Origin of the sequence: Streptomyces sp. 3N207 (genome assembly GCF_052246355.1) — a bacterium.
Classification (GTDB): domain Bacteria; phylum Actinomycetota; class Actinomycetes; order Streptomycetales; family Streptomycetaceae; genus Streptomyces.
On sequence record NZ_JBQQBV010000016.1, the window covers coordinates 33,299 to 58,027 of the forward strand.

A 24,729-nucleotide genomic window follows, 5' to 3' on the forward strand; every position below is an offset into this window, starting at 1 on the left:
CCGCGCAGACCACCAGGGCCGCACGCCGCATGGAGGTACCCCCTGCTCGAAGAGCTCGGGGGAGGGTCAACTGGCCCCGCGTCGCACTGCACGCAGGATGCCTGGCCGCCCTGGTCGTGCTGCTCTATCCCCTGGCCTGGCTGGTGGCCACCTCGTTCAAACCGGCGGACGAGGTGCTCTCCAGCCTCTCCCTGCTGCCCTCCCGGCTCGCCACCGAGAACTACACCACGGCGGCCGACGGCATCGAAGGCGTCAGCCTGCTCCAGCTGTTCGGCAACTCGCTGACCATCTCGCTCGGCGCCGTGCTGGGCAACGTACTCAGCTGCTCGCTCGCCGCCTACGCCTTCGCCCGGCTCCGCTTCCGGCTGCGCCGCCCGCTGTTCGCATTCATGATCGCCACCATCATGCTGCCGCACCACGCGGTCCTCATCCCGCAGTACATCGTCTTCAACCAGCTCGGCATGGTGAACACCTTCTGGCCGATGGTGCTGCCGAAGTTCCTGGCCACCGACGCGTTCTTCGTCTTCCTCATGGTGCAGTTCATGCGCGGTCTGCCGCGCGAGCTCGACGAGGCCGCCAAGATCGACGGCTGCGGCCCCTTCCGTACCTTCGTACGCATCATCCTGCCGCTGACCAGGCCCGCGCTGATCACCACGGCCATCTTCACCTTCATCTGGACCTGGAACGACTTCTTCACCCAGCTCATCTATCTGTTCGAGCCCGGGAAATACACCCTCACCCTCGCCCTGCGCACCTTCGTGGACACCTCCAGCCAGTCCGCCTACGGGCCGATGTTCGCGATGTCGGTGCTCGCGCTGCTGCCGATCGTGCTGTTCTTCCTCGCCTTCCAGCGGCTGCTGGTCGAAGGCATGGCCAACTCCGGACTGAAGGGCTGACGCCATGAGTACGCCTGTGGGCACACGCGAGCGGGGAGAGCTGTTCAGCCCGCGCTTCGAGCTGTTCGCCGACGTGCTCAGCCTCGGGCTCGCCACCTCCGTGGCCGCCCTCCCGCTGGTCACAGTCCCGGCCGCGCTGTCCACGGCCTGCACTCTTCTGCGCCGCCGCCGGCTGTACGGCGAACCCTGCACCGCCAGGCGTTTCCTGGCCGCCCTGCGCGCCCGCCCGGACCGGCGCGGGGACCTGGCAGCGGGCGCCGTACTGCTGGCGGCCGGCGCTCTGCTTGCCGCCGACGCCGCGTTGGTGGCCGCGGGACTGCCCGGCGCCGTACAGTTCGCTCTTCTCCTCGCCGCCGCCTCGGCCGCCTCGGCCCTGGTGGGGCTGCGGGCCTGCGCGGGATACCGGACCGGCGAGCGCCACGGCTGGCGCGGGGCCTGTCGGGAGGCGGCGGCCCGGGCCGTGCGGGACGTGCCCGGGAGCACCCTCGTACTGCTCGCCCTGTGCACGGCAGGCGTCTGCGTCTGGGCGCTGCCACCCCTGCTGTTCCTGGCGCCGGGGCCGCTGGCGATGGCGCTGACTGCCGTCGAACTGCGCCCGCGCTGACCCCGCCGCGACCTGGCCGTACGGCTGGCCCCCGTCTCACCGGCGACCTCACCCCGCGGCGGGCAGCTGCGCAGGGCACCCCTCGCCTTGCCCGCGGGGGAGGGGGCAGTGCTCGAGGGCGTTGTCCGTGGTCGCGGCGCCCGTGGGACAGAGGACAGTTCGCCCGGCGCGACCGCCGGCCAGTACGGAGACCATGTCCCGCGTCGCCTACAAGACGCTGTCCGCAGGGCTGGATTTCGGCTACGGATCGACGGTCGCGGCAGCGATGTTCACTACGAGGTGCTCATCGCCGCCGGATTCGGGCTGTTCATCGTCCGTCGGCTGAGGGAGGGGACTGACCATGACCACCCTGTACGCCCGGCCCGCGCCGAACCGTCCGCGGCACGGTCCGCGTTGCAACCGGGCCCTTGCCACGCGCCGTCGCGCCCCCTTCGGCGCCCTGCTTCTCGGCATCGTCGTCCGGTCGCTGTTCCCCACCGCCCCGCTCCTCGTTCTCGTACGGCTCTTCCAAAAGCGCATCGTCGAAGGCGTCACGGGGCCGGGGCGGTGAGGGGATGAGCGTGGCCATGACCGCCACCGAGTGGCGCGATACCTACACGCGGCTGGCCCACCGGGTCACCGCGGACGCAGTACGGGCGCACACCGTACTGACCGGAAACAGCGCCTGCGTCGACGGGCTCTGGCGCATCGATGCCGGACTGCTGGCCGCGATGGCGCACGCCGCGGCATCCCCGCCCGCCGGCGAAGAGGAAGCCCGGGGACGGGACCTGCTCACCGAGATCCTGGGCCGGGTGGAGGCCGCCCGCGGAGGTGAACTGGTCCGCCACTGGCCGGGCGGGCCCCGGTGGCTCACGGCGCTGCTCGGCCGACCAGGCCGGTACCAGCTCGGCGGCACAGGCCCGCAGGTCTCCTGGGCACTGGCGACGGTCGGGGCTCCGTCGGTGCTGGCCCTGGCCGACCGCAGCGCCGAGCAACTGGCGGTGGTCGACCCCCGCACCGGGCTCTGCCAGTCGGACACCGTGGTGCCCGCCGGGTCGGTCACTCCGTCCGGACGCCCGACCAAACAACCGCACTGCGTCCTGGAGTTCACGGCAGGCACCCGCTACGGCCAGGGCGCCGTGCTGCGCTCGACCCGGATCATCGTGCGCTTCGGCGACGAGCCGATCGAGCAGGACGAGGACTTCGCCGGACTGACGCCCCGGCTGCCGGGCGTGCGGGCCGGTCTGCTGTCGGGCCTCAACGGGCCGCCGGACGGCGACCTGGCCTCCCCGAACTGGCTCGCCGGCCTCGGGCGCGACTGGGCAGCGGCAGGAATACCCGTCGTCCATCACGAACTCGCCGAGTTCTCCACCCCGCAACGGCTGCGCGAGGCCCTGGACCTGCGCGTGGCGACCTCCGTCGGACTCAGCCTGTCCGAGCTGTATACGGTGAGTGGGCGGCGCGGCGAACCACGGCTGCTCGCCCGCGACATCGCGGAGCGCACCGGAGCCCGCCGGGTCGTCGTCCACGCCGACAACTGGGCGCTGGCCGTGCACCGGGACCAGGACTCCGACCCGGCCGGGGCGCTGCTCGTCGGCAACCTGCTCGCCGGGGCCCGCGCCCGGGCCGGTCGTCCGGCCGCCGAGCTGGTGCCGCCGCCCGACGCCGAGTTCACGGCCGACCTGCCGGCGGACGGCCCGCTCGGCGACGGCTGGCGGGCGACCAGCGTCCCCTCCCCCCATCTGCGCAGACCTGCGGGGACCGTGGGCCTCGGCGACACCTTCGTCGCCGGCCTGTTGCTTGCCGAGAGCCTGCCCTGAGCAGTCCCTGGGCCCGGGCCTTTCCCGTCCGCCGGCCATACCCGAGGGCAACGAACTGCCGGGCCGGCGTCGCTGCGATCAGGGTGTTGACGCCCGGCAGCTGCCAGTACCTGCTGATCGCCGAGTACGACCGCCGCTGCCGACCGCGCCGGCAACGCGACCAGTTGATCCCACCTCGAACTGCCCAGCTCCGCACGGCCGATCCAAGTGGACTGACAGCTCCTGTTCGGGATGGTTAGGATGCTGGTGATGAAGAACTTCTCCTCATACGGATTGGGGGAATCGTTCGCGCAAGGTGAGTGCTGATGGCACCTCACTTCGCGAACATGATTCCGGCCCGTTTGTCGATGTGGCAGCGCGTGCGCGAGTACGCCGTGCCACCGTCCATGATCGAGGCAGCGACCACACGGCGTGCGGTCGGTGACTGGGCAGGGGCTTGCGCCGCCGCCCGGATCGACGTCAATCTCGATCTGCGCGCCGTGCGCGACCGCCACGGCACCGATCTCGTCACCCATCTCCGTGCAGATCTGCGTCGGCTGGCGCCGGATCTGCTCCGATGGCACATGCCCAGGATCGCCCCCGACGGGCGGCTCCGGCCCGGCCTCACCATCTCGCTGGCCTGTTACGGGGGCTTCGGCACCGCGCCGCTGGAGCTGGTGGTGCGGACACCGCCGGCTTGGGCGGACGCCGGACAGCGGATGTCCCTTGCTCTGTGGGAGGGGTCCGGGAAGTCCGGGAACGACGCCCCCGGACACCATCCGCACCCACACCCGCACCCCGACCGGCGTTTCCGGCTCGACCTGCACCGGCACCTCTGGGACTCCGGGCGGAGCGGCGAACTGGCGCGGCGGTGCGGTGCGGGCGGGGTACGGCCCGTGGTGCCGCCCGACCGGACCCACGCACCCGGCCGGCCGGTCCTGCCAGATCGTTCCGATCGGCCTGACATCCACACTTCCACGTGGGCGGTGGGAAGTTGGGCCGCCGAGGCGGAGTTGCTGTTGCGGGCCGAGGGGCGCCCGCGCGGGGCCTTCACCGTGCGGCTCGGTGCGCGGAGTCGCGCTGTACTCGAACTCGTCGCCCCCGACGACAGCCATGCCCCCACGTTCCGGCCGCTGCGGAAGGCGCTGCCGCCACAGGAGGTCGCGGCGCTTCCGGTGCTGCCGGAGGCGGCGGCCCGGGTCCTTCCGGATCTGGAGCTGCTGCGGTCCGGGCTGGTCGCGGTCGAACGGCTGCACCCGCTCGTCGCCGCAGCACTGGCGGCCTCCGGCTCGGTGGCGTCCGGCTCGGCGCCGGTGGCCGGTCCCGTCTCCGAGCCCGGTGATCCGCATCGGGTGGAGTGCCGGGGCGAGGTCCACCGGATCGCGCTGCGGGACGGGGTGCTGACGGCGATCGATCACGACCCGGCCCAACTGCGCCGGGAGGAGCTGCTGGTGGCACTCGGTGGGCCGGCGCTGCCCTGTCTGCGGGCGATCGACGCGGTGCACCGCAATCCGGAGGCACTGCCCGCGGTCCGGGAGCGGCTCGGCCACGGTGACGTCACCGGGGCGCTGGCCGTGGTCGAGGGGCTGCTCGGTCCCGGTGCGGTCCTGCGCGACGGGCCGCTCCGGGAGGAACTGGAGTCGGCCGCAGCCCGCCGTATCGACCACGGGCTCTTCCGCTCGGGACTGGTCGCCGTCCATCCCGGTGCCGGTGCGGTTGGGGGCGGGAACGCCTCGGGCGTGGGGCACACGGATACGGGTCACCGACCCCGACTCGACCGCCGTACACCTCCCGCAATGCGCCGCAAGCAGAGCAGCCGGGCCCGGCCCCGTACCGGCCTGACCTGCTGACCGGCTGCCCCCACCGAAGTCCCTCCCCGCACTGCGCAATCCGCGGTGCAACTCCCACACGACATCCGGGACGGGCCGTCCCGTTCCCTTATCCCACCCCAGGTGATGCTCATGACCACCAGCACTCTCCCTTCCGCCTCCGTCCCGGCCGCCGCCACGCCCGCATCCACCCCCGCCGACGCATCCGGAACCGGCACCCATCTCGCCCTCGCCGACGACCTCCTGACCCTCCTGCGGACGACCACCACCGAGCCGCGCCCCGACGAACAGCTCGAAGCGCTCACCCTGGCCGTCGCGGCCGACCTGCCCGTGCTGCTCTGGGGCGAGCCAGGCATCGGCAAGACCGCGGCCCTGACACAGCTCGCCACCTCCCTCGACCTGCCGCTGACGACCGTGATCGCCAGCGTCCACGAGCCGTCCGACTTCTCCGGGCTGCCCATCGTGGGCGACGACCCGGCGGTGCAGGGAGTGCCGATGGCGCCGCCGCAGTGGGCCGTGGAACTCGTGCGGGCCGGGCGAGGGCTGCTCTTCCTGGACGAGCTCTCCACCGCCACCCCGGCCGTCCAGGCCGCGCTGCTCCGGGTCGTCCTGGAGCGGAGGGTCGGTGCGCTGCAACTGCCGCCGGGGGTACGGATCGTGGCCGCCGCCAATCCGCGCGCGTCGGCAGCGGACGGATGGGAGCTGAGCCCGCCGCTGGCCAACCGGTTCGTGCATCTGCACTGGGTGCACGACCGGGAGGTGGTGGTGCGCGGGCTGGGCGGGGTGTGGCCCCGGGCGCAGCTGCCCCGGCTGGTGCCCGAGCGGCTGCCGGAGGCGGTGGCTTTCGCCCGGCGCGCGGTCTGCGGCTTCCTGGAAGTCCGGCCGACGCTGATCCACCGGCTGCCGAGCACCGAGACGCGGCGCGGCGGAGCCTGGCCCTCGCCCCGGAGCTGGGAGGCCGCGTTGACCCTGCTGGCCTTCGGTACGGCGGCTTCCGTCTCCCGGGAGGTGCTGGCGCTGCTGGTGCGGGGCGCGGTGGGGGACGGGCCGGGGCTCGAACTCCTCGCCCATCTGGACCGGATGGACCTGCCGGACCCGGAGTCGCTGCTGGCCGATCCGGCCTCCGCCGAACTGCCGGAGCGGGGCGATCTGCGTCAGGCTGCGCTGGAGGCGGTGGTGGCCGCCGTCGGGGCGCGCCCGGAGCGGGTGCGGTGGGAGGCGGGCTGGGCGGTGCTGGTTCGGGCGCTGGAGACCGGCGCCCCCGACCTGCTGGTCGCCCCGGCGACAGCACTGGCCGCGCTGCGGCGCGACGACTGGGAGGTACCGGAGGCGGTCGAGCGGCTGGCCGGGGTGATCGGTCTCGCACGGCGCGCTGACCGCTCGGTGGGGCGGGCCGCGGCGGCGGCCGACGCTGGGCCGGCGACGGGGGCGTGCCGATGACGGGGTCCGCGAAGCGCCCGGGGCCGCACCCGCTGCCGCGCCCGATGTCCCGGCCCGCGCCGCCGCACCCGCCGCGGACCACCGTGCCGAGGCCGCCGGCCGACTCCGGCGGACCGGCCGACCGGCCCGGACTCCCGCTGGACATGGAGAAGTTGCTGGCCGCCCGGCTGCACGCGGTGAAGGTCCGTCCCTACCTGGCGGACGCCCTCTTCGCGCTGCACGTGGTGGAGGACCGGTCGGTGCCGACGATGGCGGTGGACGCGCACTGGCGCTGTTACGTCTCTCCCGGCTTCGTGGCACGCACCCCGGTGGAGGAGCTGGCGGGCGTCTGGGTGCATGAGGTCTCCCATCTGCTCCGGGACCACCATGGGCGGGGCGAGCGGTATGCGCGGGAACACGAGGAGCACGGGCCGGGCGAGCGAAGCGGAATCTCCCCGGCCGAAGGCCGGGGGAGGCTGCGGCGGAACATCGCGGCCGACTTCGAGATCAACGACGACATCTACGGTGACGGTCTGCCCCTGCCTGCCGGGGCGGCACTGCCGTCGCTGTTGGGACTGCCCGACGGGCTGCTGATGGAGGAGTACCTGCGGACGGCGTCGATGTCGGGGCTCGCAGCGGACCTGGCCTGGCTGGACTGCGGCAGCGGTGCCGACGGGCAGGACCGGCCGTGGGAGCTGGGGCCCGACGGGGCACACGGGCTGAGCAGGCAGCAGCGGGACGCGGTCCGCTTCCGGGTCGCCGAGGGGATCAAGGGCCGACCGGGCGACGCGCCGGACGGGTGGCGCCGATGGGCGGACGAGGCGTTCCATCCGCCGCAGCCCTGGCGGCAGTTGCTGGGAGCTGCGGTGCGCTCGGCGGCGGGTGCGCCCGGGGTGGGCGAGGACCACAGCTACCGGCGTCCGTCCCGCCACTCGGCCAGTGTCCCCGGGGTGCTGCTGCCGAGCCTGCGCCGTACGCCGCCCCGGGTCTGCGTGGTGATCGACACCTCCGGTTCGGTGAGCGACGCCGAGCTGGGCAGCGCGCTGCTGGAGGTGGCGGCGATCTCGCGGGCGGTGGGCGGACGGCGAGACCTGGTCTCGGTGATCTCCTGCGACGCGGCGGCCGGCGTCGCCGTCCCGCTCTGCCGGGCCGAGAACATCGAACTGATCGGCGGTGGCGGGACGGATCTGCGCTCCGGCTTCACCCGGGCGCTCCGCTCCCGGCCGCGCCCGGACGTGATCGTGGCCCTGACCGACGGTCAGACGCCATGGCCGTCCGCGCAGCCGCCGTGCCGCACCGTCGTCGGTCTCTTCCCCCGCCCCGCCCGCGCCGTGGACGAGGAGAACCCCGAATACGTCCCGGACTCACCGCCTTCCTGGGCGCGTGTCGTCGCCATCAGCTGAGAAAGACCAGGGGCGCCGCATCCAGGTCGACGTCCTGCGGCTTGTCGTGAATTGATGAAGTTGCTGCATAGGATCGATGGAGGTGATGCAGCAATGGACCATTTTGTGGAGTAAGTGACTCTAGTCTCCTTGAGGGGTTGATGGAGTATTGGGTCCTCGTATCGATGGTGGGGGGCTTCGGTGGATCCTCTGCAACCCGGCGACCCGTGCCGCGTCGGCAAGTACCGGCTGGTGGGGCGGCTTGGCGAAGGTGGCATGGGTCAGGTGTATTTCGGTCGTTCCCCCGGGGGACGTCCGGTCGCGGTGAAGCTGATCCGGTACGAATACGCGCACCGTGAGCGATTCCGCGCCCGATTCGCCCGCGAGGTCGAGGCCGCCAGCAGGGTCGGGGGGTTCCATACCGCATTGGTCATCGACGCCGATCCCGACGCCGATCCACCGTGGATGGTCACCGCCTACATCCCCGGCCCTTCCCTGCATGGTGCCGTCACCGCACACGGTCCGCTCGACGCGCAGGCCGTACGGACGCTGGGCGCCGGGCTCGCCGAGGGGTTGGCCGCAATCCACGCCTGCGGGTTGGTGCATCGAGATCTCAAACCCGGCAACGTCATTCTGGCCGCCGACGGTCCGAGAATCATCGACTTCGGTATCGCCAGCACGCAGGATGCCGGCAAGATGACCGCGACCGGCGCTGTCCTGGGAACCTATGCCTACATGTCCCCGGAACAGGTGAACGGGTATCCGCCCGAACCCGCCAGCGATGTTTTCGCCCTTGGCGCGGTGCTGGGATTCGCGGCCACCGGGCACAGCCCTTTCGACGGCGAGACAACCGCCGCCATTCTTCGTCGAATCACGAGCGAGCCACCCGACCTACGCGATATTGCCGTGGAGCGCGGGGATCACGACTTGATCGTCGCTTGCCTGGTAAAAGACCCCGCAGCCCGGCCGCCTCTCGCTGACGTTCTCGCCCGGCTGGCCGGGCCCTGGCCGAGTGCCGACTGGCTTCCCCCCGCCGTGATGAACATGATCGCCTCCAGGGAGGCCGAGTCCACCGGCGCCCTGGCCTCGGAGGAGGAATCGGGCCATCGGCTTCACGGACAAACCACGGTGGATCCATCTCCGAGACGGAGGATTCCGCGCCGCGTCGTCCTGCTCACGGGGCTCGTGGCATCGCTGGGCGCCGTCGTGGCCGGGGTGATGTTCCTGGTTCCCCCGGAATCCGACAAGGCGTCGGCCGTTCCCTCGGAACCCGCCAAGTCGTCGTCGATTCGTCCGGAGTCCGAGTCCGCCAAGCCGTCGATTCTCCCGGAGTCACTCAAGCCCTCGGCGCTCCCGGAGTCCATCAAGCCGTCGGCCCAACGCGGGCGCACCGTCACCGACGATGGCCGGGCATTCGGGCCCGGCGGATGGAGCCAGTTCACCGTGACGGTCGACCCGGCCAACACCGGCGTGCGGCTGACACGCCGCCTCGATTCCAGCGTGTCCGGGCAGAGCGCGTCAATCTCCGTTAACGGCAAAAAGACGGGGAAGTGGGTACCTATGGACGGAGCACTTACCGTCTGGGTGGATCAGACTGTCGTGCTGCCGAGGTCATCCACGAACGGCAGGAGAATTCTCACCGTCAGGAACACGTTCGCGTCTTCGACAAAAGATTTCAACGAGTTCACCTACTTCGTGGAGCAGAAGATCGGCGGCGTCTGGCGCCCAACCGATGTGGTCGACATCGGCCCCGGTAGCCTCGCCGACGAAAAGGCGCACAGATACCGCATCAAGAAGATGACCTGGGAGGGTACGCGTACGTTCAGCTATCGGCGTAGCTGACTGGTGATCTGCGAGTTGGTCGGGGCGGGCGGGAAGACAGCGCGCACTGGGCACAGAAAACCGGTCTCCTACACTGCAGTGCCCAGAGCGCTACGTGGCCGAGCCGCTGGCGTCGGGTCCTCGGCGAAGCGCTCGACTGGCTCCTGTCGAGCGGCTTCCGCGGGAAGACCGCCTCCGCCACCATGGTGTTCTCGACGCGTCGAACCCGGTCCGGCCAACTCGGGCCACCCACCTCACCAAACGGCCCGAGCGATGGGTAGGGCAGATGGCCACGATTTCCTACGACTCCCACCTCGTCCCCGGCGGCGTCCCCGGGCATTTCCTGCTCGCCCGGCATCACCAGGACGAGGACGTCTATCCCCAACTCGCCGCCGACATCATCGGTTCGTTCCCGCACGAACGCCACGATCAAGCGATACGAGGCCACGGCTCACACGGCGGAACAGCGACGATACGGTCGGGGACACCTCCCGTACGGATGCGGCTGGCGTGGTCCCGAGCAACCGGGACGAGTACGAGAGTGGGGAGGCAGGGACGATGACGCTGGCGCCGCCGCGGCCACCGAGCAAGGTCAACCTGCTGCCGCAGGATTACGGGAGCCTGTCTCGCGGTATTCCGCCCGCGCAGCCCGGCACGCTGTTCGTCATGGGCGTCAACGGCGGCATGAGCATGGCCCCCGACGCCGCTTTCCCTCTCGTGTTCGGCCGCAACGAACCCGAAGTCCATGTCTGCATCGCACCGCACGACGCACACGTCAGCCGCAAGCACGGCTACATCACCCGGGAGCACTCGCGATGGGTGCTCAACAACTCCGGACGCCTGCCCATCCGGCTCCCCGGGGCACGCCTGGTCCTGGGCGGCGACCGGGTCGAGCTCCCGTCCGGATTCACCCCGCTGTTCATCGTCGGCCCGAAACGGGAGCACCTGCTGGAGGTCCGTATCGCCACGCCGGCACCCGGCACAGGAGAGGACGGGGTACGCGAGGCCGCCACGCACGAGGGCGAGGTGTGGGACCTGACCGCGACCGAGAAGCTGGTCCTGGTCTGCCTCGCCCAGCGCTATCTGTGCAACGACCCCCAGCCACAACCACTCACCTGGGCCGAGGCCGCAGCCGAACTGGGCGAACTGTGCCCCGCGGAGAACTGGACCAGGAAGCGGGCGGCACGCATCATCGCCGGCGTACGGACCAGACTCAGCCGCACAGTGCCCGGGCTCATGGAAGACGAAATCCCCCAGCCCGTCGGCAATGCCCTCAACCACAACCTGATCACCGAACTCCTCGTAACCACAACCCTCGTCAAATCCGACCTCGCCTACTTGGAGGGCGACGAACATCACTGAGGGCCCTGCGAGCCGCCCGGATCTCCGCGACAGCGGTCGGAATCGCCATCGCCCACGCAATAGTCGAGCGCGCCTTGTTCGGTTGGCCGGCCGGGACGAACTCTCCGGAGCAGCGACGGGATTGGCCGACGTCCCGCACCGCATCGGACCGAGGATGCAACGGATGCGGCGGTCGGTGTGGCAACGAAAGCAGTTGTGCAGTTGTGCGGTGCGGGCACCACCACAACTGCACAACTGACAAGAGAGCATCCCGCTGGGCTGGGCCGGCCTGGGCTGCGCCTCGCGTGGGCTGTGGACTGTACGCAGTACCAGAAATCAAACGGGGCGGAAATGCACCGAACGAGCCTGCTTATGTCCCTTGTTGAAGCGCCCGACCGGCGGAAGCCAGACCAGGATAAGTGCGACGAGGCCGAGAACGATGGCGAGGAAGCTGGTCAGGAACAAGCTGTTGGGCGGCTGGTCGCCCAGAATGAGGGTGTGCGGCAGGATGAACTGGACGACCGCCATCACAGTGATCAGAACTCGCGCCCAGGTGGCGCCCGTACGCAGAACGAAGACGGTGAACAGCAGGAGGCATGCCGCGACAAAGATCGCGATACCGGCCCGCGCCGATATCGTGTCCTGAAGGCTGCTGACGGCCTCGTTCCAGAGGGGCCCGGACATGTCCTTGATCTCCGAGGCACTGGTCCCGGTAGGCAGCCCGACCGCGTCCGGGTTGTCGTCCATGGCCTGGCGCAGATAATCGTCGGCGAAGTCCTTTCCACCCGCGTAGACAATGAACGCGCCGATGAGGGAACAGAGCGCCGACAGCGCGGTGATGAGCGACACGACGACCACGAAGGCCGGACGTCTCGGCGGCGCGGGCGGGGCAGCGGGCGCCCCCTGCGCAGGGGGGTAGGGCTGCTGCATGGGGTGGGGGTAACTCACGGCGGAATGCTCCTTGCAAGGCTTGGCGCCTCAGTAGGTTTGCGGGTGCGAGGATCCTTGCATACCCGCAGGTCTTCAAACCGCCTTTTCTGTGAAACTAATCGGCAGAATACTCCACGCTCCCTCTCGAACAATTTGCTTCCGCGACAATGTGCTCGGGCGACGTGCAGCCACCGCGACCGGGGCGATTCGGTTTGTGCCCCTGCGCAGGCCGGTGTCGCCGGAAAACGCACGTGAGGGCTTCCGTCGCTCGCATCGTGGCGGTGGACCGACCCCGTCCGGATCGGCGCCCTGTACGGCCTCGTTGTCGCCCTCGCGTTCGCGACTCCGCGGACTGAGGTGTCCACGCTGCGGGTGCTGTCTGCGGCACGGCTCAACCCGATCGGAGACGGTGAATGTCACCTCGGCCATCCCTCTCCGAGATGTCTTCAGCCCATAGCGATCACCGGTTCGTGAGGCTGTTCAGCCAAGTGGAAGCCCGACATAGTGCCCTCATGACCGTGGGCTTCAGTGGTGATGTGGCCGAGTACTACGCAAAATTCAGGCGAGGCTATCCCGAACAGGTCCTCGACTTCCTGCAGGGATACTTTGCGCTGTCTCCGGAAGACAGCGTCCTCGACCTCGGATGTGGCACGGGACAACTTGCCATTCCGCTCGCGCCACGGGTCCGGGCGGTAATCGGAATGGACCCGGAACCCGACATGCTGCGCCTGGCTCGCGAGGCGGCCGGTGAGCGCGGAGTCCGCAATGCCACCTGGGTGCTCGGTGCCGACACCGATGTCCCTTCTCTCGGCGCACTGCTGGGACATAAGTCATCGCTTGCGATGACCGTCGTGGGACAGGCCCTCCACTGGATGCGGCACGACGAGCTGTTCCGCGGCCTCCTTCCGTTCTTCCGCGTAGGCGGAGGCATCGCCGTGATCTCCAACGGGACACCGCTGTGGCTGCAGGACTCGGCCTGGTCACGTGGTCTGCGTTCCCGGCTGGAACACCACTTCGACACCGAACTGACCGCGTCCTGCGGAACCGCTGACACGGATCGGCTCCGGTATGCACAGTCACTCGAAGAAGCCGGCTTTTCAGACCTGCGAAGCACCACGGTCTCCTACACCGCCGAGCTGACTTTCGACCAGGTCATCGGCGGTCTCTACTCCGCCATTCCCGCAGAGCAACTACCGACTGCCGAGCATCGGCCGGCATTCGAGGACGGCATCCGGGCGGCACTGCCACACGACGAGCCTTTCCCCGAGCACGTCCACGTCTCCGTACTCGTGGGCCGGGTCGGCTGACCGGACGCACATTGCCGCATGCTACGGCGCGGGTCGCTCACTGGTCGGAGTAGCTGAGGTCCCCCATGGTCCAGGCGCTCACGTCCTTGATGGCGATCCGGTACATCCCGCCCGTTTCAGGAATGCCAACGGTTCCCTGGAGGATCCTGGCGACATGGAAGTGCAGGTAGGAGGGCGACTTGGGGTCACGAGGCTCCGTGCTTTCCGGTACGGCCATGAAAGTTCCGGCGAACGGACCGAGCCGGTCCGAGTCCCTCAGAACCTCGGCCACTCGCCGCCTCCACACCGTCTCGGGAGCCAACCGCCCCGTGATGACAGCCCCGTGGACCACGACGGTGAGAGACATCTGATTGGTTTGCTCCGACTCCACCATGGCGGCGATGTCGACGAGCAGCTCGTCAGCATTCGACATGGGTGCTGATGCTATAAGGCCGCGCACCCGGTCCGCGACGGGCAGGGACTCGCGCCGTTCCGGGGACGCGAGCGGAGCATCGCCACGTGGCGATGCTCCGTCCCGACGTTGATACGTACGACGCCCCGGCGGCGTCATGTGACACCACCGGGGCCATGCCTGGGCTCGGGCATGCCTGAGGCCCAGGGACGCGCCTACGCCCCCCGGGTGGTCAAGCCTGCGGCGCGGTTCCCAGCAGTGCCGCCGCCGTCTCCTGGGGGGTGAGAACAGCCTCCGGCGCGGTGACAGGGCCGTGGCAGGTGAAGCCGAGCCGGGTCAGTGCCCTGCCCATGTCCTCGGCAGTGAAGTCGCGGCGGTCCTGCCTGGTGACCACTTCGCCGACCTGCTTGACAGGGAAGGTGCGGCGGCCGATGGTCACGGACGCCCCTGAGACGGGTTCGGGCTTGATGCCCTTCATCGCCTCCAGTACGTCGCTCTTGAGCAGGTAGAAAGCGGAGTTGGCGATCACGCAGCGCATAGTGCCTCAGCAGGGTTGAAGGGGGAGCTCCGGAAAGGGCTGACTGTCGGGGACGGTCGGCGGGCGAGGACACCCCCGGCGTGGCCGTTCTCGTCGAGCACGGGGGAACACGTCATGCGGCGATGTCGGAGGACGGGCGACGGCGTCCTCGGGCAGGCCGGCTCCGTCGCCCACGCTGCGCGGAGGAGCCGGTGCGCTTGGGGCGCTCGGCGACCGGTGCGGCGATGGTGACGGGTACGCCAGGGGGCTGCTGGGCGCCCGTGATACGGCTCAGTTCGGCCTCGCCCGAGCGCACCTTGGCCACCTGCGCCGTGATACCGGCGTCGGCCATCAGCCGGTTCACGCTGCGGCGCTGGTCCGGCACGACCAGGGTGACGACGGTGCCGGACTCACCGGCGCGGGCGGTGCGACCGCCGCGGTGCAGATAGTCCTTGTGGTCATTGGGCGGATCGACATTGACGACGAGGTCGAGGTTGTCGACATGGATGCCGCGAGCCGCGACATTGGTGGCCACCAGGACCGTGACGTGCCCGGTTTTGAACTGGGCGAGGGTGCGGGTGCGCTGGGACTGGGACTTTCCGCCGTGCAGCGCCGAGGCGCGTACGCCGACGGCCAGCAGCCGCTTGGTCAGCCGGTCCACCGCGTGCTTGGTGTCCAGGAACATGATCACCCGCCCGTCGCGGGCGGCGATCTCGATGGTGGTGGCCTGCTTGTCGGCGTCGTGCACGTGCAGCACGTGGTGCTCCATCGTGGTGACCGCAGCTGCGGAGGGGTCGACGGAGTGGACCACCGGATCGGTCAGATAGCGGCGGACCAGACGGTCGACGTTCCGGTCGAGGGTGGCGGAGAAGAGCATCCGCTGCCCCTCCGGCCGTACCTGGTCGAGCAGTTGGGTCACCTGGGGCATGAAGCCCATGTCCGCCATCTGGTCCGCTTCGTCCAGGACGGTGATGGCGACCTGGTTCAGCCGGCAGTCGCCCCGCTCGATGAGGTCCTTGAGCCTGCCGGGTGTCGCGATGACGACCTCGGCCCCCGCGCGCAGCGCGCTTGCCTGACGGCCGATCGACAAGCCGCCGACCACGGTGGCGAGCCGCAGTTGGAGCGACCGGGCGTAGGGAGTGAGCGCGTCGGTCACCTGCTGTGCCAGTTCCCGCGTGGGTACGAGGACGAGTGCCAGCGGCTGCCGGGGCTCGGCTCGTTGCCCCGCGGTACGGGTCAGCAGGGCGAGACCGAAGGCAAGCGTCTTGCCCGAGCCCGTGCGTCCGCGGCCCAGGACGTCCCGGCCGGCCAGCGAGTTCGGCAGCGTCGCCGCCTGGATCGGGAACGGCACGGTCACGCCTTCGGACTGGAGCGCGGTACGCAGCCGGTCGGGCAGGTCCAGATCGGAGAACTTCTCGACGGCCGGAAGCGACGCGGTGCTGCTGACCGGCAGTGCGAACTCCCTGGGCCGGGAGGGGGAACGATGCCCTTGACCGCCCGATCGCCCGGCCGTGGCCGAACGGGGCGGAGCACTCTTGCGGGCCGTCCCCTGCGGACGGCCGCGGCCACCCCGTCCGGAGCCGCCGGCGGCGCCCGTACGGGAGCGGTTGGAGCTGTCGTTCGTGCGGGTGGAGCGATTCATACGGAATTACCTTCCTCGGTGCGGCACGCATCGAGGGAATTCCTCCAGCAGCAGTGAGCTGCATGAGTATTCGCAAGAACGAGCCGAAGAAAAAGAACAAACAAAACCGGGCCACAGTGGCAGCCGGTCCTTTTCGGAAAGAGCAGCGGCGAGTCGGAACGGGCAGCGGAAAATGGGCCGGGAAAAGGCACTCGCCCTTCGGTCCGTGAGGGCCGGGAGCAGGATTCCGCCTTGCCGGAGACTTGGGAATTCGGCAGACGACGCTGCCGTTGACCCGCCGTGCACAGAGCCCGTCGAAGACGAGGGGCACGGTCAGGGGGACGAGCTGGGGGCGCGTACGCGCGGTGCACCCCGGCTGCCTGGTACGCGTCGACGTCGGCGTCAGGCAGGAACGATGTTCTCGGCCTGAAGGCCCTTCTGGCCCTGCGCGATGTCGAAGTTCACCTTCTGGCCTTCCTGAAGCTCGCGGAACCCGGAGGCGGCGATGTTCGAGTAGTGGGCGAACACGTCAGCGCCGCCACCGTCCTGCTCGATGAAGCCGAAGCCCTTTTCCGCGTTGAACCACTTCACGGTGCCAGCTGCCATTGAATCTCCCTCGGGGGCAGTGACCGGAATCCGCACCTTGCGAAACCGGAGTCGCTGCGATGATCTCCCCTCCGGAAACACCGGAAATGAAAAGTACGCTCGCCGATGAGCGGCGAAAGAGCATGTGAAATCTCTGGGAACCACAACTGCAACTGCCATCAGCGTAGCACGGTCGAGCCGGAGACCGCGATTAGTGCCCGCTGCGGCCCTCCAGGGCAGAAATCCTGGCTGCTCATTTTCGGCATTTCTGCACCGGCCGGCAGAGATTCCTTCCTCCGGTTGGCAGCAGTGCTGTCACCGCGGGTTTGAGGCATCGGCGAGTACGGTGACCGCCTTAGCCGGCTCCTGGGACGACGAGTGACGGCCGGCCCGGCCGGGCGGCGAGTGAGGTTACACCGGTCACCACTGCGGGCTGTCGAGGCAGCCGTCGTCAGGCGTCGGTCTTCGACTCGGACGGGGCGTCGCAGGAGTGCCGCGCGCGCAGTTGCTCGTTGATGCGGTTGGCTTCCTCGAGTTGGTCTTCGAGGATGATGATGCGGCAGGCCGCCTCGATCGGGGTGCCCTGATCGACGAGCTCCCGGGCCCGGGCGGCGAGGCGTAGCTGGTAGCGGGAGTAGCGGCGGTGCCCGCCCTCCGAGCGGAGCGGAACGATCAGGCGGGCCTCGCCGACGGCCCGCAGAAAGGCGGGGCTGGTGCCGAGCATCTCGGCGGCCCGGCCCATGGTGAAGGCGGGGTAGTCGTCGTCATCGAGCCTGCTGGCGGGGGTGGAAGGGTTGTCTGCGGCCACTGACACCTTTCGGAAAACGCGTCGAGGGCCCCTGCCGCGATGCGGTGCCAGGGCCCGGAGGGATCAACACCATCTACCGGCTGCTGCGCTGCACCGGTCTTCTCTTGCCCCGCCACCGCTCCGGGAGGACGGGCGCGGAGATCGCGGCTACGGGACCGGGGACCGTGTTCCAACCCGCAACTGCGCGCGGCTTCTTGGGCTGCCCGCCCCGGCAGTCAGTGGTGGAGCACCCAACATCCGGCCCCATCGCTCGGTTTCCCCTCCACGATTGCTTGACCTGCATGTACGGAGGTTCGTCCCCCGCCGAACCTGTCTGATCTTCACAGCTACGCGAAAAACTCTAACCCGTCCGCCCCTTCATGTCTTACTCCCGCGAGTGCAGATTTCCTGCCCGGCCCGCTTCGCCCGCTCCGGCCGAAGCGCTCTCGGCGGGGATCTGTGCCCGATCGAGGGACGTGGGGGCGTTCGCCCCCCTCCGCGCGCGGTGCGCCCCGAAGATGCGGGCCATGACACGAATTTCGCTGCGTGCCCTGGCCCGTCTCACCGTCCCGGCTCTTCTGTCCGTCCAAGCGATTCTGACCACGGGCGGAACCGCCGAGGCCCAGCACAGCTGCCGGCCTGCGGACTGTGGCCGCTCGGTCGTCGTCGCGCCGCTGTCCCAGGCCCCGCCGAGCCAGGGGTCGTGCACCAGCCCGGAGAAGGCCGTCTGCATGATCAGGGGCGAGACGCCGCAGCAGCGCCGCGAGTCCCGCGAGACGCGGATGCGCTACCACGCCCTGCTCGGTGAGATGGACCGGACGGAATGCGAGATGCGGGCCCGCGGGTATACGGAGGAGGAGATCGCCCGGCGGCTGGTCGCGATGCGCAACGAGGCCAAGGACATCACCCGCGCCGACATGAGCCCCGAGCAGGTTGCGAAGCTTGAGGAGCGCAACCGCGAGAAGTACGGCAACCCGCTGGGCCCGACGGCTGACCAGCTGTACGCCAAGTACGGCTCCTGGAAGGCGGTCAGCGACGCCGCGACCCGTTCCAGCAGGGCCGTCGACGCCGAACTCGGCCTGGAGTACCGTCCGTGCCCCTGCGAGCAGGAACAGAGCACGGACGCTCCGGCCGGCATCACGGGCAACGCTCCGGCCGCCGACGCGCACTGACTGTCCGAGCCGACGGCTCTCGGCAGCACTGGCTCCCGTGAGTCCGACGGCTCGCTGGCCGACAGTCGCCGACCGTGACTGAGCACTCGGCGACTGAGCACTCGACGGAGCCTCGCGGCGCCGCGCGTCCGTGTCAGCCGTATCGGGCGATCTGACGAAGCCCCGGTCGGCCGACAGGCGAAGCGGGCGGACGGGGCGGCAGGACAACAGGAAGCGGCCCCCTTGCTCCCCCGAAGTCGGCGGGAGCAAGGGGGCCGTAGCGCGTTCCCCGGCGGTTACTTGGGCGCGACCGCCTTCTCGGTTTCGGTTTCCTTTCGGCGGGCCCGGTCCCGGACCAACGAGATCGCGATCACGAGTGCGGCAACGAGCAGCGAGAGCAGTACCTGGCTCCGGCCGCCGCCCTCCTTGTCATCGGTGAGCATGTAGAGGAGCACGAACGAGATCATCCCGATCGTCGCCCACGTCAGATACGGGAACAGCCACATCTTGACGACGAGCTTTTCCGGGCTCTCGCGCAGGATGATCCCCCGCATCCGCAGTTGCGAGAAGCAGATGACCAGCCATACGAACAGCGCGACTGCGCCCGAGGAGTTCAGCAGGAACTGGAAGACCGTGTCCGGCCACAGGTAGTTGAAGGCAACCGCGACGAAGCCGAAGGCCACCGAGGCCAGGATCGCGGGCTGCGGGACACCGCGGGAGTTCGTACGTACGAAGGACCGAGGGGCGTCGCCGCGCTGCCCGAGGGAGAAGGCCATCCGGGAGGCGGTGTAGAGCCCGGAGTTGAGACAGGACAGCACAGCGGTCAGCACGATGAAGTTCATGATCTGCCCGGCGTGCGGGATGCCGATCGTGTCGAGGGCCGCCACGTACGAGCCGTGCTTGGTGATCGAGCGGTCGTTCCACGGCAGCAGCGAGACCACGACGAGGATCGAGCCGACGTAGAAGATGCCGACCCGCCAGATCACGCTCCTGGTGGCCTTGGCGACCGCCTGCCGTGCGTTCGGGGACTCACCTGCGGCGAGGGTGACGATCTCGCTGCCCATGAAGGAGAAGACGACCAGGAGGATGCCGGTGAGGATCGCGCCGGGTCCGTTGGGCAGGAAGCCGCCGTGCTCGGTGAGATTGCTGAAACCCGTCGCGGCGTGGTCGGAGCCGGGCAGCACACCGAAGATCGCCAGGCCGCCGAGAACGATGAAGCCGGCGATGGCGACGACCTTGATGCCCGCGAACCAGAACTCGAACTCACCGAAGGAGCCGACCGAGGCCAGGTTCGCGGCCGTGAGGACCACCATCACGATCAGTGCCCAGGCCCACTGCGGTACGGCGGGCACCCATCCCTCAAGGATCACGGCGCCTGCCGTCGCCTCCACGGCGAGTACGACGACCCAGAAGAACCAGTACAGCCAGCCGATCGAGAACCCCGCCCAGCGACCGAGCGCCCTGTCCGCGTAGGCGGAGAAGGACCCGGAGGTCGGGTTGGCGGCGGCCATCTCGCCGAGCATCCGCATCACGAAGACGACCAGGGCGCCGACCAGTGCATACGACAGCAGGATGCCGGGGCCTGCTGCGGCGATACCGGAGGCCGAGCCCACGAAGAGACCGGCGCCGATCACCCCGCCGATGGCGATCATCGACAGATGGCGGTTCTTGAGACCGGCCCGCAGACCTGGCTGCTCCGGAGCCTGGTCACTCGTGGGCGGAGCAGTGTCGGAGGGCAGTGAATCGGGTGGACGTGTTGTCATGTCGACATCCATTGAGTGGTTGGGAGGGCCATGGGGGAGCGGCTGCCTGGGTCGACGGATGGACGGCCCCCGACGGATCGCCGGATTGCTTCGGTGGGGGTCCAGCAGGCCGGGTATGCGCAGGGCAGAGGCGTCATGGTCCTGACGATTCCCGAAGTGTCACGGCGTGGAGCGGTCTCAGGATGCCGCGGTGACGTGGGCGACACCGCAGGTCCGGAGCTTCGCGCCGTCTCCTTGTGGGAGGTGAGCCGCGTCACTTGCGGAAATTGATTTGCGCAAGCGTATGGGGGGTCAGGGGGCGAGGTGTTTGTTCCCCAGGACAAAGTCGTCCTCGATGGCTGTCCGACCGACCAAAGCGGAGTCAGGGTCAGCTGGTGGGCGGCAGCCGCAGCTGGAGCATGGCCAGCAGACGCTGGTCGGGACGGCTCAGATCGAGACCGGTCAGCTCCTCGGCCCGGCGCAAGCGGTAGCGCAGCGTGTTGGGATGCACATGAAGCTGGCTTGCGGCAGCCCGAACGTCACCGAAGGAATTCAGATAGGCCAGCAGAGACTCGGCCAGTCGGCCCTGGTGCCGGCTGTCGTGCGCCACCAGGTCGGTCAGCCGCGGATCCCGGATCTCGGGATGGGCGGAGAGCAGCGTCAGCATCTCGCTGACCAGGACTTCCGCCTGGATGTCCGGCAGCGCGGCGACGGTGGTGGACACGTCGGCGCTCAGCATGGCATCGAGGATGCGGTCGGCCTCCCGGCGTGACTCGGGGACACCGCCGAGCCCGGACACCAGGCAGCCGACCGAGCCGCGCATCGGCAGCCCCAGATGGCGGCCTGCCGCATCGATGATCTCCTGGCCCCAGCCCCGCAGCGTGGCCGTGTCGATGCTGCGCGGCAGTTGAGGCAGGAGCACATAGATACGGGAATCGAGCTGGGTGACCAGCGCGCTGCGATGCCGGGCGGCGCTGTGCACCGAGATCAGGTTGGCCAGCTCGGTGTGGGTCAGCTCCGGTGCGGCGACCACTTCGGCGGTCCCGTACGAGAAGCCCAGTACGGCGGCCGGGCGCGCCGCGTCGAGGCCCAGGTGGTTGGCCAGCGGCTGCGGCCCGGTGCTCCCTTCCAGCAGCCCGGCGAGCAGGGTCCGGGTGAGAGCCAGGTCCTCCGAGAGCTCCCGGCGGCGGCGTGCCAGATGGTGCGCGGCGACCCGGGCGGCGCCCAGCAGCGCCTGCTCCGAGTGCTCGGACAGCGGCGTCGAGCCCTCCTGCACCCAGATGGTGCCCAGCTGTCGGTCCCCGGACCGTACGGCGACCGCGAGCCGACGGCGGATCCCCAGCTCGGGGTGGCTCGCGATACCGATCACTTCGTCGCTGGAGTGCAGATGCTGGAACACTCCCCACTCGCGCAGCTTCGCGAGGTACGCCTCCGGTCCCTGCCAGCCCAGGATGGAGCGCCGCCGCAGGTCGTCTATCTCGTCCGAGTCGGTGGAGCGGGAGTATGCCAGCACCCGGTTGGCGGCGTCCTCGATGCTGACGATGCCGCCGGTGAGGATGGCGGTGGTCTGGGCGAGCGAGAACAGATCGCCCTCCTCGGCCCCTTCCGCCGGGTGGCCCGGCGCGTCGTCGAGGGCGGCGCGGGCCAGCGCGTTCACCTGCTCCCAGCGTGCTTCGTTGCGCAGTGAGAGCAGGGCGACCCCGGCCTCGGTCGCGGTTTCGGTGAGGACCGCGGCCTGGCCGGGACCGTCCAGCTTGACCACAGCGGCGGCAGCACCGTCGCGCCCGGCGCCCCGTAGCGCGGGACAGGCGGCTCGGCCACGGGCACCGATGACGAGGACCAGCTCGCCGGGCCGGGCGGTCGGCGGGTCCTCCGGGTCGAGCAGATCGACCCCGCGGATCTCGACGTCCAGCCCGGCGGGAGCGGCCTGCACCTCGACCAGCGAGTCACCCAGGGCCATCAGCAACTGGCGCAGGCTGATGCCGGCTGGGGGCGGAGGTACCGCGGCCGGAACCATGATCGTCGCCTTTGCTGAGAGCCACGCGGGACTCCGATGCTATCCGGCCGGAACACCGAGCCCCCATACGAGCGGACGGTCCCCGTCCCACCGCACAGAGTCACGGCAGGCCCGGAGCCGGTTCGCCGGAATCCGAGGCCCGGCAAGCCCTCCGTGCGTACCCGCACCCGGAACCGCCAGCCGCAGCAGAACGCCGCCCCTGGGGCCACGGCTCGGCGACGTCCTCGACGGGCTGCTGGAGACAGCCCCGCAGACGGCGGCCCCTTCCCCGGTTGCCCCTGAACCGAGCGTGGCCAGAGAGGCGGCTGTTCCGTCGTTGGCGCGCGGTCGGGCTGCCTACGGCGGCTCCCGGCCTGCTCCGCGGGCGCAGGCCGCGGCCTACGCCCGCGGCCTGCGCCCGCGGCCCCTGATCCACGAGTCGTGGACTTCTGGTTCGACGGAGCAGCTGCTGGAGTCCCTGCGGCGCGCTCTGGCCCAGGTACGTCGTCAACGCTCCGCGTCAGCCCGGAGTGAGGATGTCGAACTCGTTGCCCTCCGGGTCGACGAGGCACGTCCACGACACGTCGCCCTGGCCGAGGTCGATGTCGGTGGCGCCGAGAGCCCGTAGCCGGGCCGCCTCCGCCGCTTGATCGTCACCGGGGTACGGCCGGAGGTCGAGATGGACGCGGTTCTTCACGGTCTTGGCGTCGGGGGTGCGGAGGAGCTTGAGATACGGGCCGACGCCCTTGGCGGAACGCAGCATCGCATGATCGTCGGTGACCTCGTGCAGGGTCCAGTCCATCGCCTCGTCCCAGAATCGGGCCATGGCCCGCGGATCGGTGCAGTCGGCCACGATCGCACCGATCGGTCCGGTGTCACGGTAGATCTCCCGAGGCTCCGCCACGCAGAACTCGTTGCCATCCGGGTCGGCCAGGACCGTCCACGGAACGTCGCCTTGGCCCACGTCGACGGGCGTCGCGCCGAGATCCTTCAGGCGCGCGACCAGGTCCGCCTGATGGGCGGCAGAGGTGGTGGCGAGGTCGATGTGCACACGGTTCTTCACCGTCTTGGGTTCCGGGACGGTAATGACGTCGATGCAGACGGCGGCGGGGTCGGGATAGGCGAAGCCCTCGGGTTCGACGTTGGTCACCACGCCGGGTTCCTCGACGGAGGTATTCCAGCCCAGCGCCTCCGCCCAGAACCGGCCGAGCGCGGAGTCATCCCGAGCATTCATCGCAATCTGAACAAGCCGCAATGTCATGCCCGCGATCCTATGCACACCGCCCCGCAGCGACATACGCACCTGCCGTCCTTTTCCTGCGTGGGCAAGACGACCTCGGTTCTCGCTTTCCCCGACGAGTACCACTGTCGCGAACTCGCGGAGAAGGGCCAAATGCACGGCGGCGGGCGGAAACCCTGCGCCTGCTCGGCTCGCCGGCCGTATACCGCCACCGTCACCCTCGGCGACAGCTACATCGACTACCCGGTGGGGCAGTGGGCCGCCGAACAACGCCGCGCCTGGCGCAACGGCGAACTGGAGGACTGGCGCACCGAACTGCTGGCCGAGACGGGCTTCGTCTTCGACCCCCGCGACCAGGCGTTCACCGAGTTCCTGGACGTGTGCGCCCTCTACTTCGCCGAGCACCACACCCTCGCCGCACCCCGCGAGGCAGCTATCGCAGGTGTCCGGAGCCCGGAGCAGGGAACGGTCCAGCAGGCCCGCGAGGCGGGACTGCTGGCCTGAACTGCCGCCAAAGGCGTGCCGAATGCGATTGCCTCGGAGAGAGCGTGGGGCCGCTCGCGCCGGCCGCGAGGGCTGCCATCGGGTTCCGCCTACGCCTCCAGGAGGTCATCCGGGGAGGGCGGCCGCCGTCACTGGGGTTGGGTCAGCCGGACGTACCCGTACGGATTGAAGAACAGGTCGTCCTCGTCGTAGCGGTCGCACATGCCGGTGCGCAGCAATCGACGGGGGGCGTCCTCGGTCATCCGATAGCCGGCACCGTCCTCGATCTCCTCCGCGCGGGGATCGGTGAGCAGATAGATCGCGAGTGTGTCCAATTGCGCGACCAGATCAGACACACCTTCTCCGGTCAGTTGCTCCTCGTCGACCTCGATCTCCACCTCAGGCGCACCGAGAAGGTGCATGCCGCAGCTGTAGAGCACCTCACCGTCGTAGATCGGCCGCTTCACCCAGGCGTTGACAAGGGCACTGGCCAGATCCTCGTCCTTGGCATCGGCCGCTCGGTCGGCCAGCGCAAGCCATCGGGCGCGGCCGTGCGTGATGCCGCTGCTCTCGTTCTTCACCGCGGCGGCACCGGATCGCAGCAAGGCTGCCGTCGCCGCCAGCAACCGCCGCGAAGTGTCGGCCGCCAGTTCCCGCATCATCGGCGCGGACAGCAAGTAGCCAACGGTGTCGTGGGATTCCACTGCGGCCCAGTCCGACTCGTCGAACGACGCCGCTGCCATACATGCCTCGAACGCCTCCGGCATCTGAGGATCGGGTTCGGCCTCGGAGTACTCACGGTCGAGGACGAACCCGCCGAATCCGGTGGCGATCTGTTCCATTTCCGAAAGGCCCAGCCCGGAGCCGAGTACGCACAGCACATGCCGGGGTATCGCTTCACTCATCCCC

Annotated in this window: 22 protein-coding genes; 12 read left to right on the plus strand and 10 right to left on the minus strand. The window is 69.6% G+C overall.

Annotation, left to right across the window (positions count from 1 at the left end; all coding sequences use genetic code 11):
• Nucleotides 1-29 precede the first annotated feature (29 nt).
• The 9 genes from ACTWP9_RS23835 to ACTWP9_RS23875 all read left to right on the plus strand — a co-directional run bounded on the left by ACTWP9_RS23835 (nt 30) and on the right by ACTWP9_RS23875 (nt 11,091).
• Nucleotides 30-896, plus strand: a complete 867-nt coding sequence (locus ACTWP9_RS23835) for a carbohydrate ABC transporter permease (RefSeq protein WP_443248407.1) — start codon at nt 30-32, stop codon at nt 894-896.
• Nucleotides 897-900: 4 nt separating this feature from the next.
• Nucleotides 901-1,500, plus strand: a complete 600-nt coding sequence (locus tag ACTWP9_RS23840; RefSeq protein WP_443248294.1) for a hypothetical protein — start codon at nt 901-903, stop codon at nt 1,498-1,500.
• Between the two features lie 340 nt (nt 1,501-1,840).
• Nucleotides 1,841-2,050, plus strand: coding sequence for a hypothetical protein (locus ACTWP9_RS23845; protein ID WP_443248295.1), 210 nt, complete (start codon nt 1,841-1,843; stop codon nt 2,048-2,050).
• A 16-nt stretch (nt 2,051-2,066) separates the two neighbouring features.
• Nucleotides 2,067-3,299, plus strand: coding sequence for a hypothetical protein (locus ACTWP9_RS23850; RefSeq protein WP_443248296.1), 1,233 nt, complete (start codon nt 2,067-2,069; stop codon nt 3,297-3,299).
• 305 nt (nt 3,300-3,604) lie between these two features.
• Nucleotides 3,605-5,128, plus strand: a complete 1,524-nt coding sequence (locus ACTWP9_RS23855; RefSeq protein ID WP_443248297.1) for a hypothetical protein — start codon at nt 3,605-3,607, stop codon at nt 5,126-5,128.
• A gap of 111 nt (nt 5,129-5,239) precedes the next feature.
• Entirely contained in the window at nt 5,240-6,547 is a 1,308-nt protein-coding gene (locus tag ACTWP9_RS23860) for an AAA family ATPase (protein WP_443248298.1), read from the plus strand.
• A 143-nt stretch (nt 6,548-6,690) separates the two neighbouring features.
• Complete coding sequence (locus ACTWP9_RS23865; protein ID WP_443248408.1) at nt 6,691-7,929, plus strand: vWA domain-containing protein; 1,239 nt, start codon at nt 6,691-6,693, stop codon at nt 7,927-7,929.
• Between the two features lie 180 nt (nt 7,930-8,109).
• Complete coding sequence (locus tag ACTWP9_RS23870; protein ID WP_443248299.1) at nt 8,110-9,750, plus strand: serine/threonine-protein kinase; 1,641 nt, start codon at nt 8,110-8,112, stop codon at nt 9,748-9,750.
• A gap of 489 nt (nt 9,751-10,239) precedes the next feature.
• Nucleotides 10,240-11,091 (plus strand): hypothetical protein, encoded by an 852-nt coding sequence (locus ACTWP9_RS23875; protein ID WP_443248300.1) that lies wholly within the window; start codon nt 10,240-10,242, stop codon nt 11,089-11,091.
• 315 nt (nt 11,092-11,406) lie between these two features.
• On the opposite strand, the gene ACTWP9_RS23880 is transcribed toward ACTWP9_RS23875, so the two are convergent.
• Entirely contained in the window at nt 11,407-12,000 is a 594-nt protein-coding gene (locus ACTWP9_RS23880; RefSeq protein ID WP_443248301.1) for a hypothetical protein, read from the minus strand.
• A 512-nt stretch (nt 12,001-12,512) separates the two neighbouring features.
• Between ACTWP9_RS23880 and ACTWP9_RS23885 the strand changes: the two genes are divergently transcribed.
• Entirely contained in the window at nt 12,513-13,307 is a 795-nt protein-coding gene (locus ACTWP9_RS23885) for a class I SAM-dependent methyltransferase (protein ID WP_443248302.1), read from the plus strand.
• 37 nt (nt 13,308-13,344) lie between these two features.
• Here the strand turns inward: ACTWP9_RS23885 and ACTWP9_RS23890 are convergent, their stop codons facing one another.
• From ACTWP9_RS23890 to ACTWP9_RS23910, 5 genes are all read right to left on the minus strand, one after another.
• Entirely contained in the window at nt 13,345-13,719 is a 375-nt protein-coding gene (locus ACTWP9_RS23890; protein ID WP_443248303.1) for a hypothetical protein, read from the minus strand.
• Nucleotides 13,720-13,930: 211 nt separating this feature from the next.
• The gene (locus tag ACTWP9_RS23895; RefSeq protein WP_443248304.1) at nt 13,931-14,236 is read right to left on the minus strand and encodes an SCO5918 family protein; all 306 of its coding nucleotides are present in this window, start codon (nt 14,234-14,236) and stop codon (nt 13,931-13,933) included.
• Between the two features lie 112 nt (nt 14,237-14,348).
• Nucleotides 14,349-15,857, minus strand: a complete 1,509-nt coding sequence (locus ACTWP9_RS23900; RefSeq protein WP_443248305.1) for a DEAD/DEAH box helicase — start codon at nt 15,855-15,857, stop codon at nt 14,349-14,351.
• 381 nt (nt 15,858-16,238) lie between these two features.
• Entirely contained in the window at nt 16,239-16,442 is a 204-nt protein-coding gene (locus ACTWP9_RS23905; protein ID WP_443248306.1) for a cold-shock protein, read from the minus strand.
• A 430-nt stretch (nt 16,443-16,872) separates the two neighbouring features.
• Entirely contained in the window at nt 16,873-17,163 is a 291-nt protein-coding gene (locus ACTWP9_RS23910; protein WP_443248409.1) for a MerR family transcriptional regulator, read from the minus strand.
• A gap of 572 nt (nt 17,164-17,735) precedes the next feature.
• On the opposite strand from ACTWP9_RS23910, the gene ACTWP9_RS23915 reads away from it, so the two are divergent.
• A complete protein-coding gene (locus tag ACTWP9_RS23915; RefSeq protein ID WP_443248307.1) occupies nt 17,736-18,380 on the plus strand; it encodes a hypothetical protein in 645 nt (214 codons plus the stop codon).
• A 275-nt stretch (nt 18,381-18,655) separates the two neighbouring features.
• On the opposite strand, the gene ACTWP9_RS23920 is transcribed toward ACTWP9_RS23915, so the two are convergent.
• From ACTWP9_RS23920 to ACTWP9_RS23930, 3 genes are all read right to left on the minus strand, one after another.
• On the minus strand, nt 18,656-20,122 hold the full coding sequence (locus ACTWP9_RS23920; protein ID WP_443248308.1) for an amino acid permease: 1,467 nt from the start codon (nt 20,120-20,122) through the stop codon (nt 18,656-18,658).
• A 367-nt stretch (nt 20,123-20,489) separates the two neighbouring features.
• Complete coding sequence (locus ACTWP9_RS23925) at nt 20,490-22,118, minus strand: PucR family transcriptional regulator (RefSeq protein WP_443248309.1); 1,629 nt, start codon at nt 22,116-22,118, stop codon at nt 20,490-20,492.
• A gap of 499 nt (nt 22,119-22,617) precedes the next feature.
• Nucleotides 22,618-23,358 (minus strand): VOC family protein, encoded by a 741-nt coding sequence (locus tag ACTWP9_RS23930; protein ID WP_443248410.1) that lies wholly within the window; start codon nt 23,356-23,358, stop codon nt 22,618-22,620.
• 60 nt (nt 23,359-23,418) lie between these two features.
• Between ACTWP9_RS23930 and ACTWP9_RS23935 the strand changes: the two genes are divergently transcribed.
• Nucleotides 23,419-23,841 carry a helicase associated domain-containing protein gene (locus ACTWP9_RS23935; RefSeq protein WP_443248310.1) on the plus strand — a complete coding sequence of 141 codons (423 nt, stop codon included), beginning with the start codon at nt 23,419-23,421 and terminating at the stop codon, nt 23,839-23,841.
• Between the two features lie 128 nt (nt 23,842-23,969).
• On the opposite strand, the gene ACTWP9_RS23940 is transcribed toward ACTWP9_RS23935, so the two are convergent.
• On the minus strand, nt 23,970-24,725 hold the full coding sequence (locus ACTWP9_RS23940; RefSeq protein ID WP_443248311.1) for a hypothetical protein: 756 nt from the start codon (nt 24,723-24,725) through the stop codon (nt 23,970-23,972).
• Between the last annotated feature and the right edge of the window lie 4 nt (nt 24,726-24,729).

Bases quoted from the DNA above. Each gene is read 5' to 3' on its own strand.
- ACTWP9_RS23835 (WP_443248407.1), top strand. From the start codon at position 30: ATGGAGGTACCCCCTGCTCGAAGAGCTCGGGGGAGGGTCAACTGGCCC.
- ACTWP9_RS23840 (WP_443248294.1), top strand. From the start codon at position 901: ATGAGTACGCCTGTGGGCACACGCGAGCGGGGAGAGCTGTTCAGCCCG.
- ACTWP9_RS23845 (WP_443248295.1), top strand. From the start codon at position 1,841: ATGACCACCCTGTACGCCCGGCCCGCGCCGAACCGTCCGCGGCACGGT.
- ACTWP9_RS23850 (WP_443248296.1), top strand. From the start codon at position 2,067: ATGACCGCCACCGAGTGGCGCGATACCTACACGCGGCTGGCCCACCGG.
- ACTWP9_RS23855 (WP_443248297.1), top strand. From the start codon at position 3,605: ATGGCACCTCACTTCGCGAACATGATTCCGGCCCGTTTGTCGATGTGG.
- ACTWP9_RS23860 (WP_443248298.1), top strand. From the start codon at position 5,240: ATGACCACCAGCACTCTCCCTTCCGCCTCCGTCCCGGCCGCCGCCACG.
- ACTWP9_RS23865 (WP_443248408.1), top strand. From the start codon at position 6,691: ATGGAGAAGTTGCTGGCCGCCCGGCTGCACGCGGTGAAGGTCCGTCCC.
- ACTWP9_RS23880 (WP_443248301.1), bottom strand. From the start codon at position 12,000: ATGCAGCAGCCCTACCCCCCTGCGCAGGGGGCGCCCGCTGCCCCGCCC.
- ACTWP9_RS23885 (WP_443248302.1), top strand. From the start codon at position 12,513: ATGACCGTGGGCTTCAGTGGTGATGTGGCCGAGTACTACGCAAAATTC.
- ACTWP9_RS23890 (WP_443248303.1), bottom strand. From the start codon at position 13,719: ATGTCGAATGCTGACGAGCTGCTCGTCGACATCGCCGCCATGGTGGAG.
- ACTWP9_RS23895 (WP_443248304.1), bottom strand. From the start codon at position 14,236: ATGCGCTGCGTGATCGCCAACTCCGCTTTCTACCTGCTCAAGAGCGAC.
- ACTWP9_RS23900 (WP_443248305.1), bottom strand. From the start codon at position 15,857: ATGAATCGCTCCACCCGCACGAACGACAGCTCCAACCGCTCCCGTACG.
- ACTWP9_RS23905 (WP_443248306.1), bottom strand. From the start codon at position 16,442: ATGGCAGCTGGCACCGTGAAGTGGTTCAACGCGGAAAAGGGCTTCGGC.
- ACTWP9_RS23910 (WP_443248409.1), bottom strand. From the start codon at position 17,163: ATGGGCCGGGCCGCCGAGATGCTCGGCACCAGCCCCGCCTTTCTGCGG.
- ACTWP9_RS23915 (WP_443248307.1), top strand. From the start codon at position 17,736: ATGACACGAATTTCGCTGCGTGCCCTGGCCCGTCTCACCGTCCCGGCT.
- ACTWP9_RS23920 (WP_443248308.1), bottom strand. From the start codon at position 20,122: ATGACAACACGTCCACCCGATTCACTGCCCTCCGACACTGCTCCGCCC.
- ACTWP9_RS23925 (WP_443248309.1), bottom strand. From the start codon at position 22,118: ATGGTTCCGGCCGCGGTACCTCCGCCCCCAGCCGGCATCAGCCTGCGC.
- ACTWP9_RS23930 (WP_443248410.1), bottom strand. From the start codon at position 23,358: ATGACATTGCGGCTTGTTCAGATTGCGATGAATGCTCGGGATGACTCC.
- ACTWP9_RS23940 (WP_443248311.1), bottom strand. From the start codon at position 24,725: ATGAGTGAAGCGATACCCCGGCATGTGCTGTGCGTACTCGGCTCCGGG.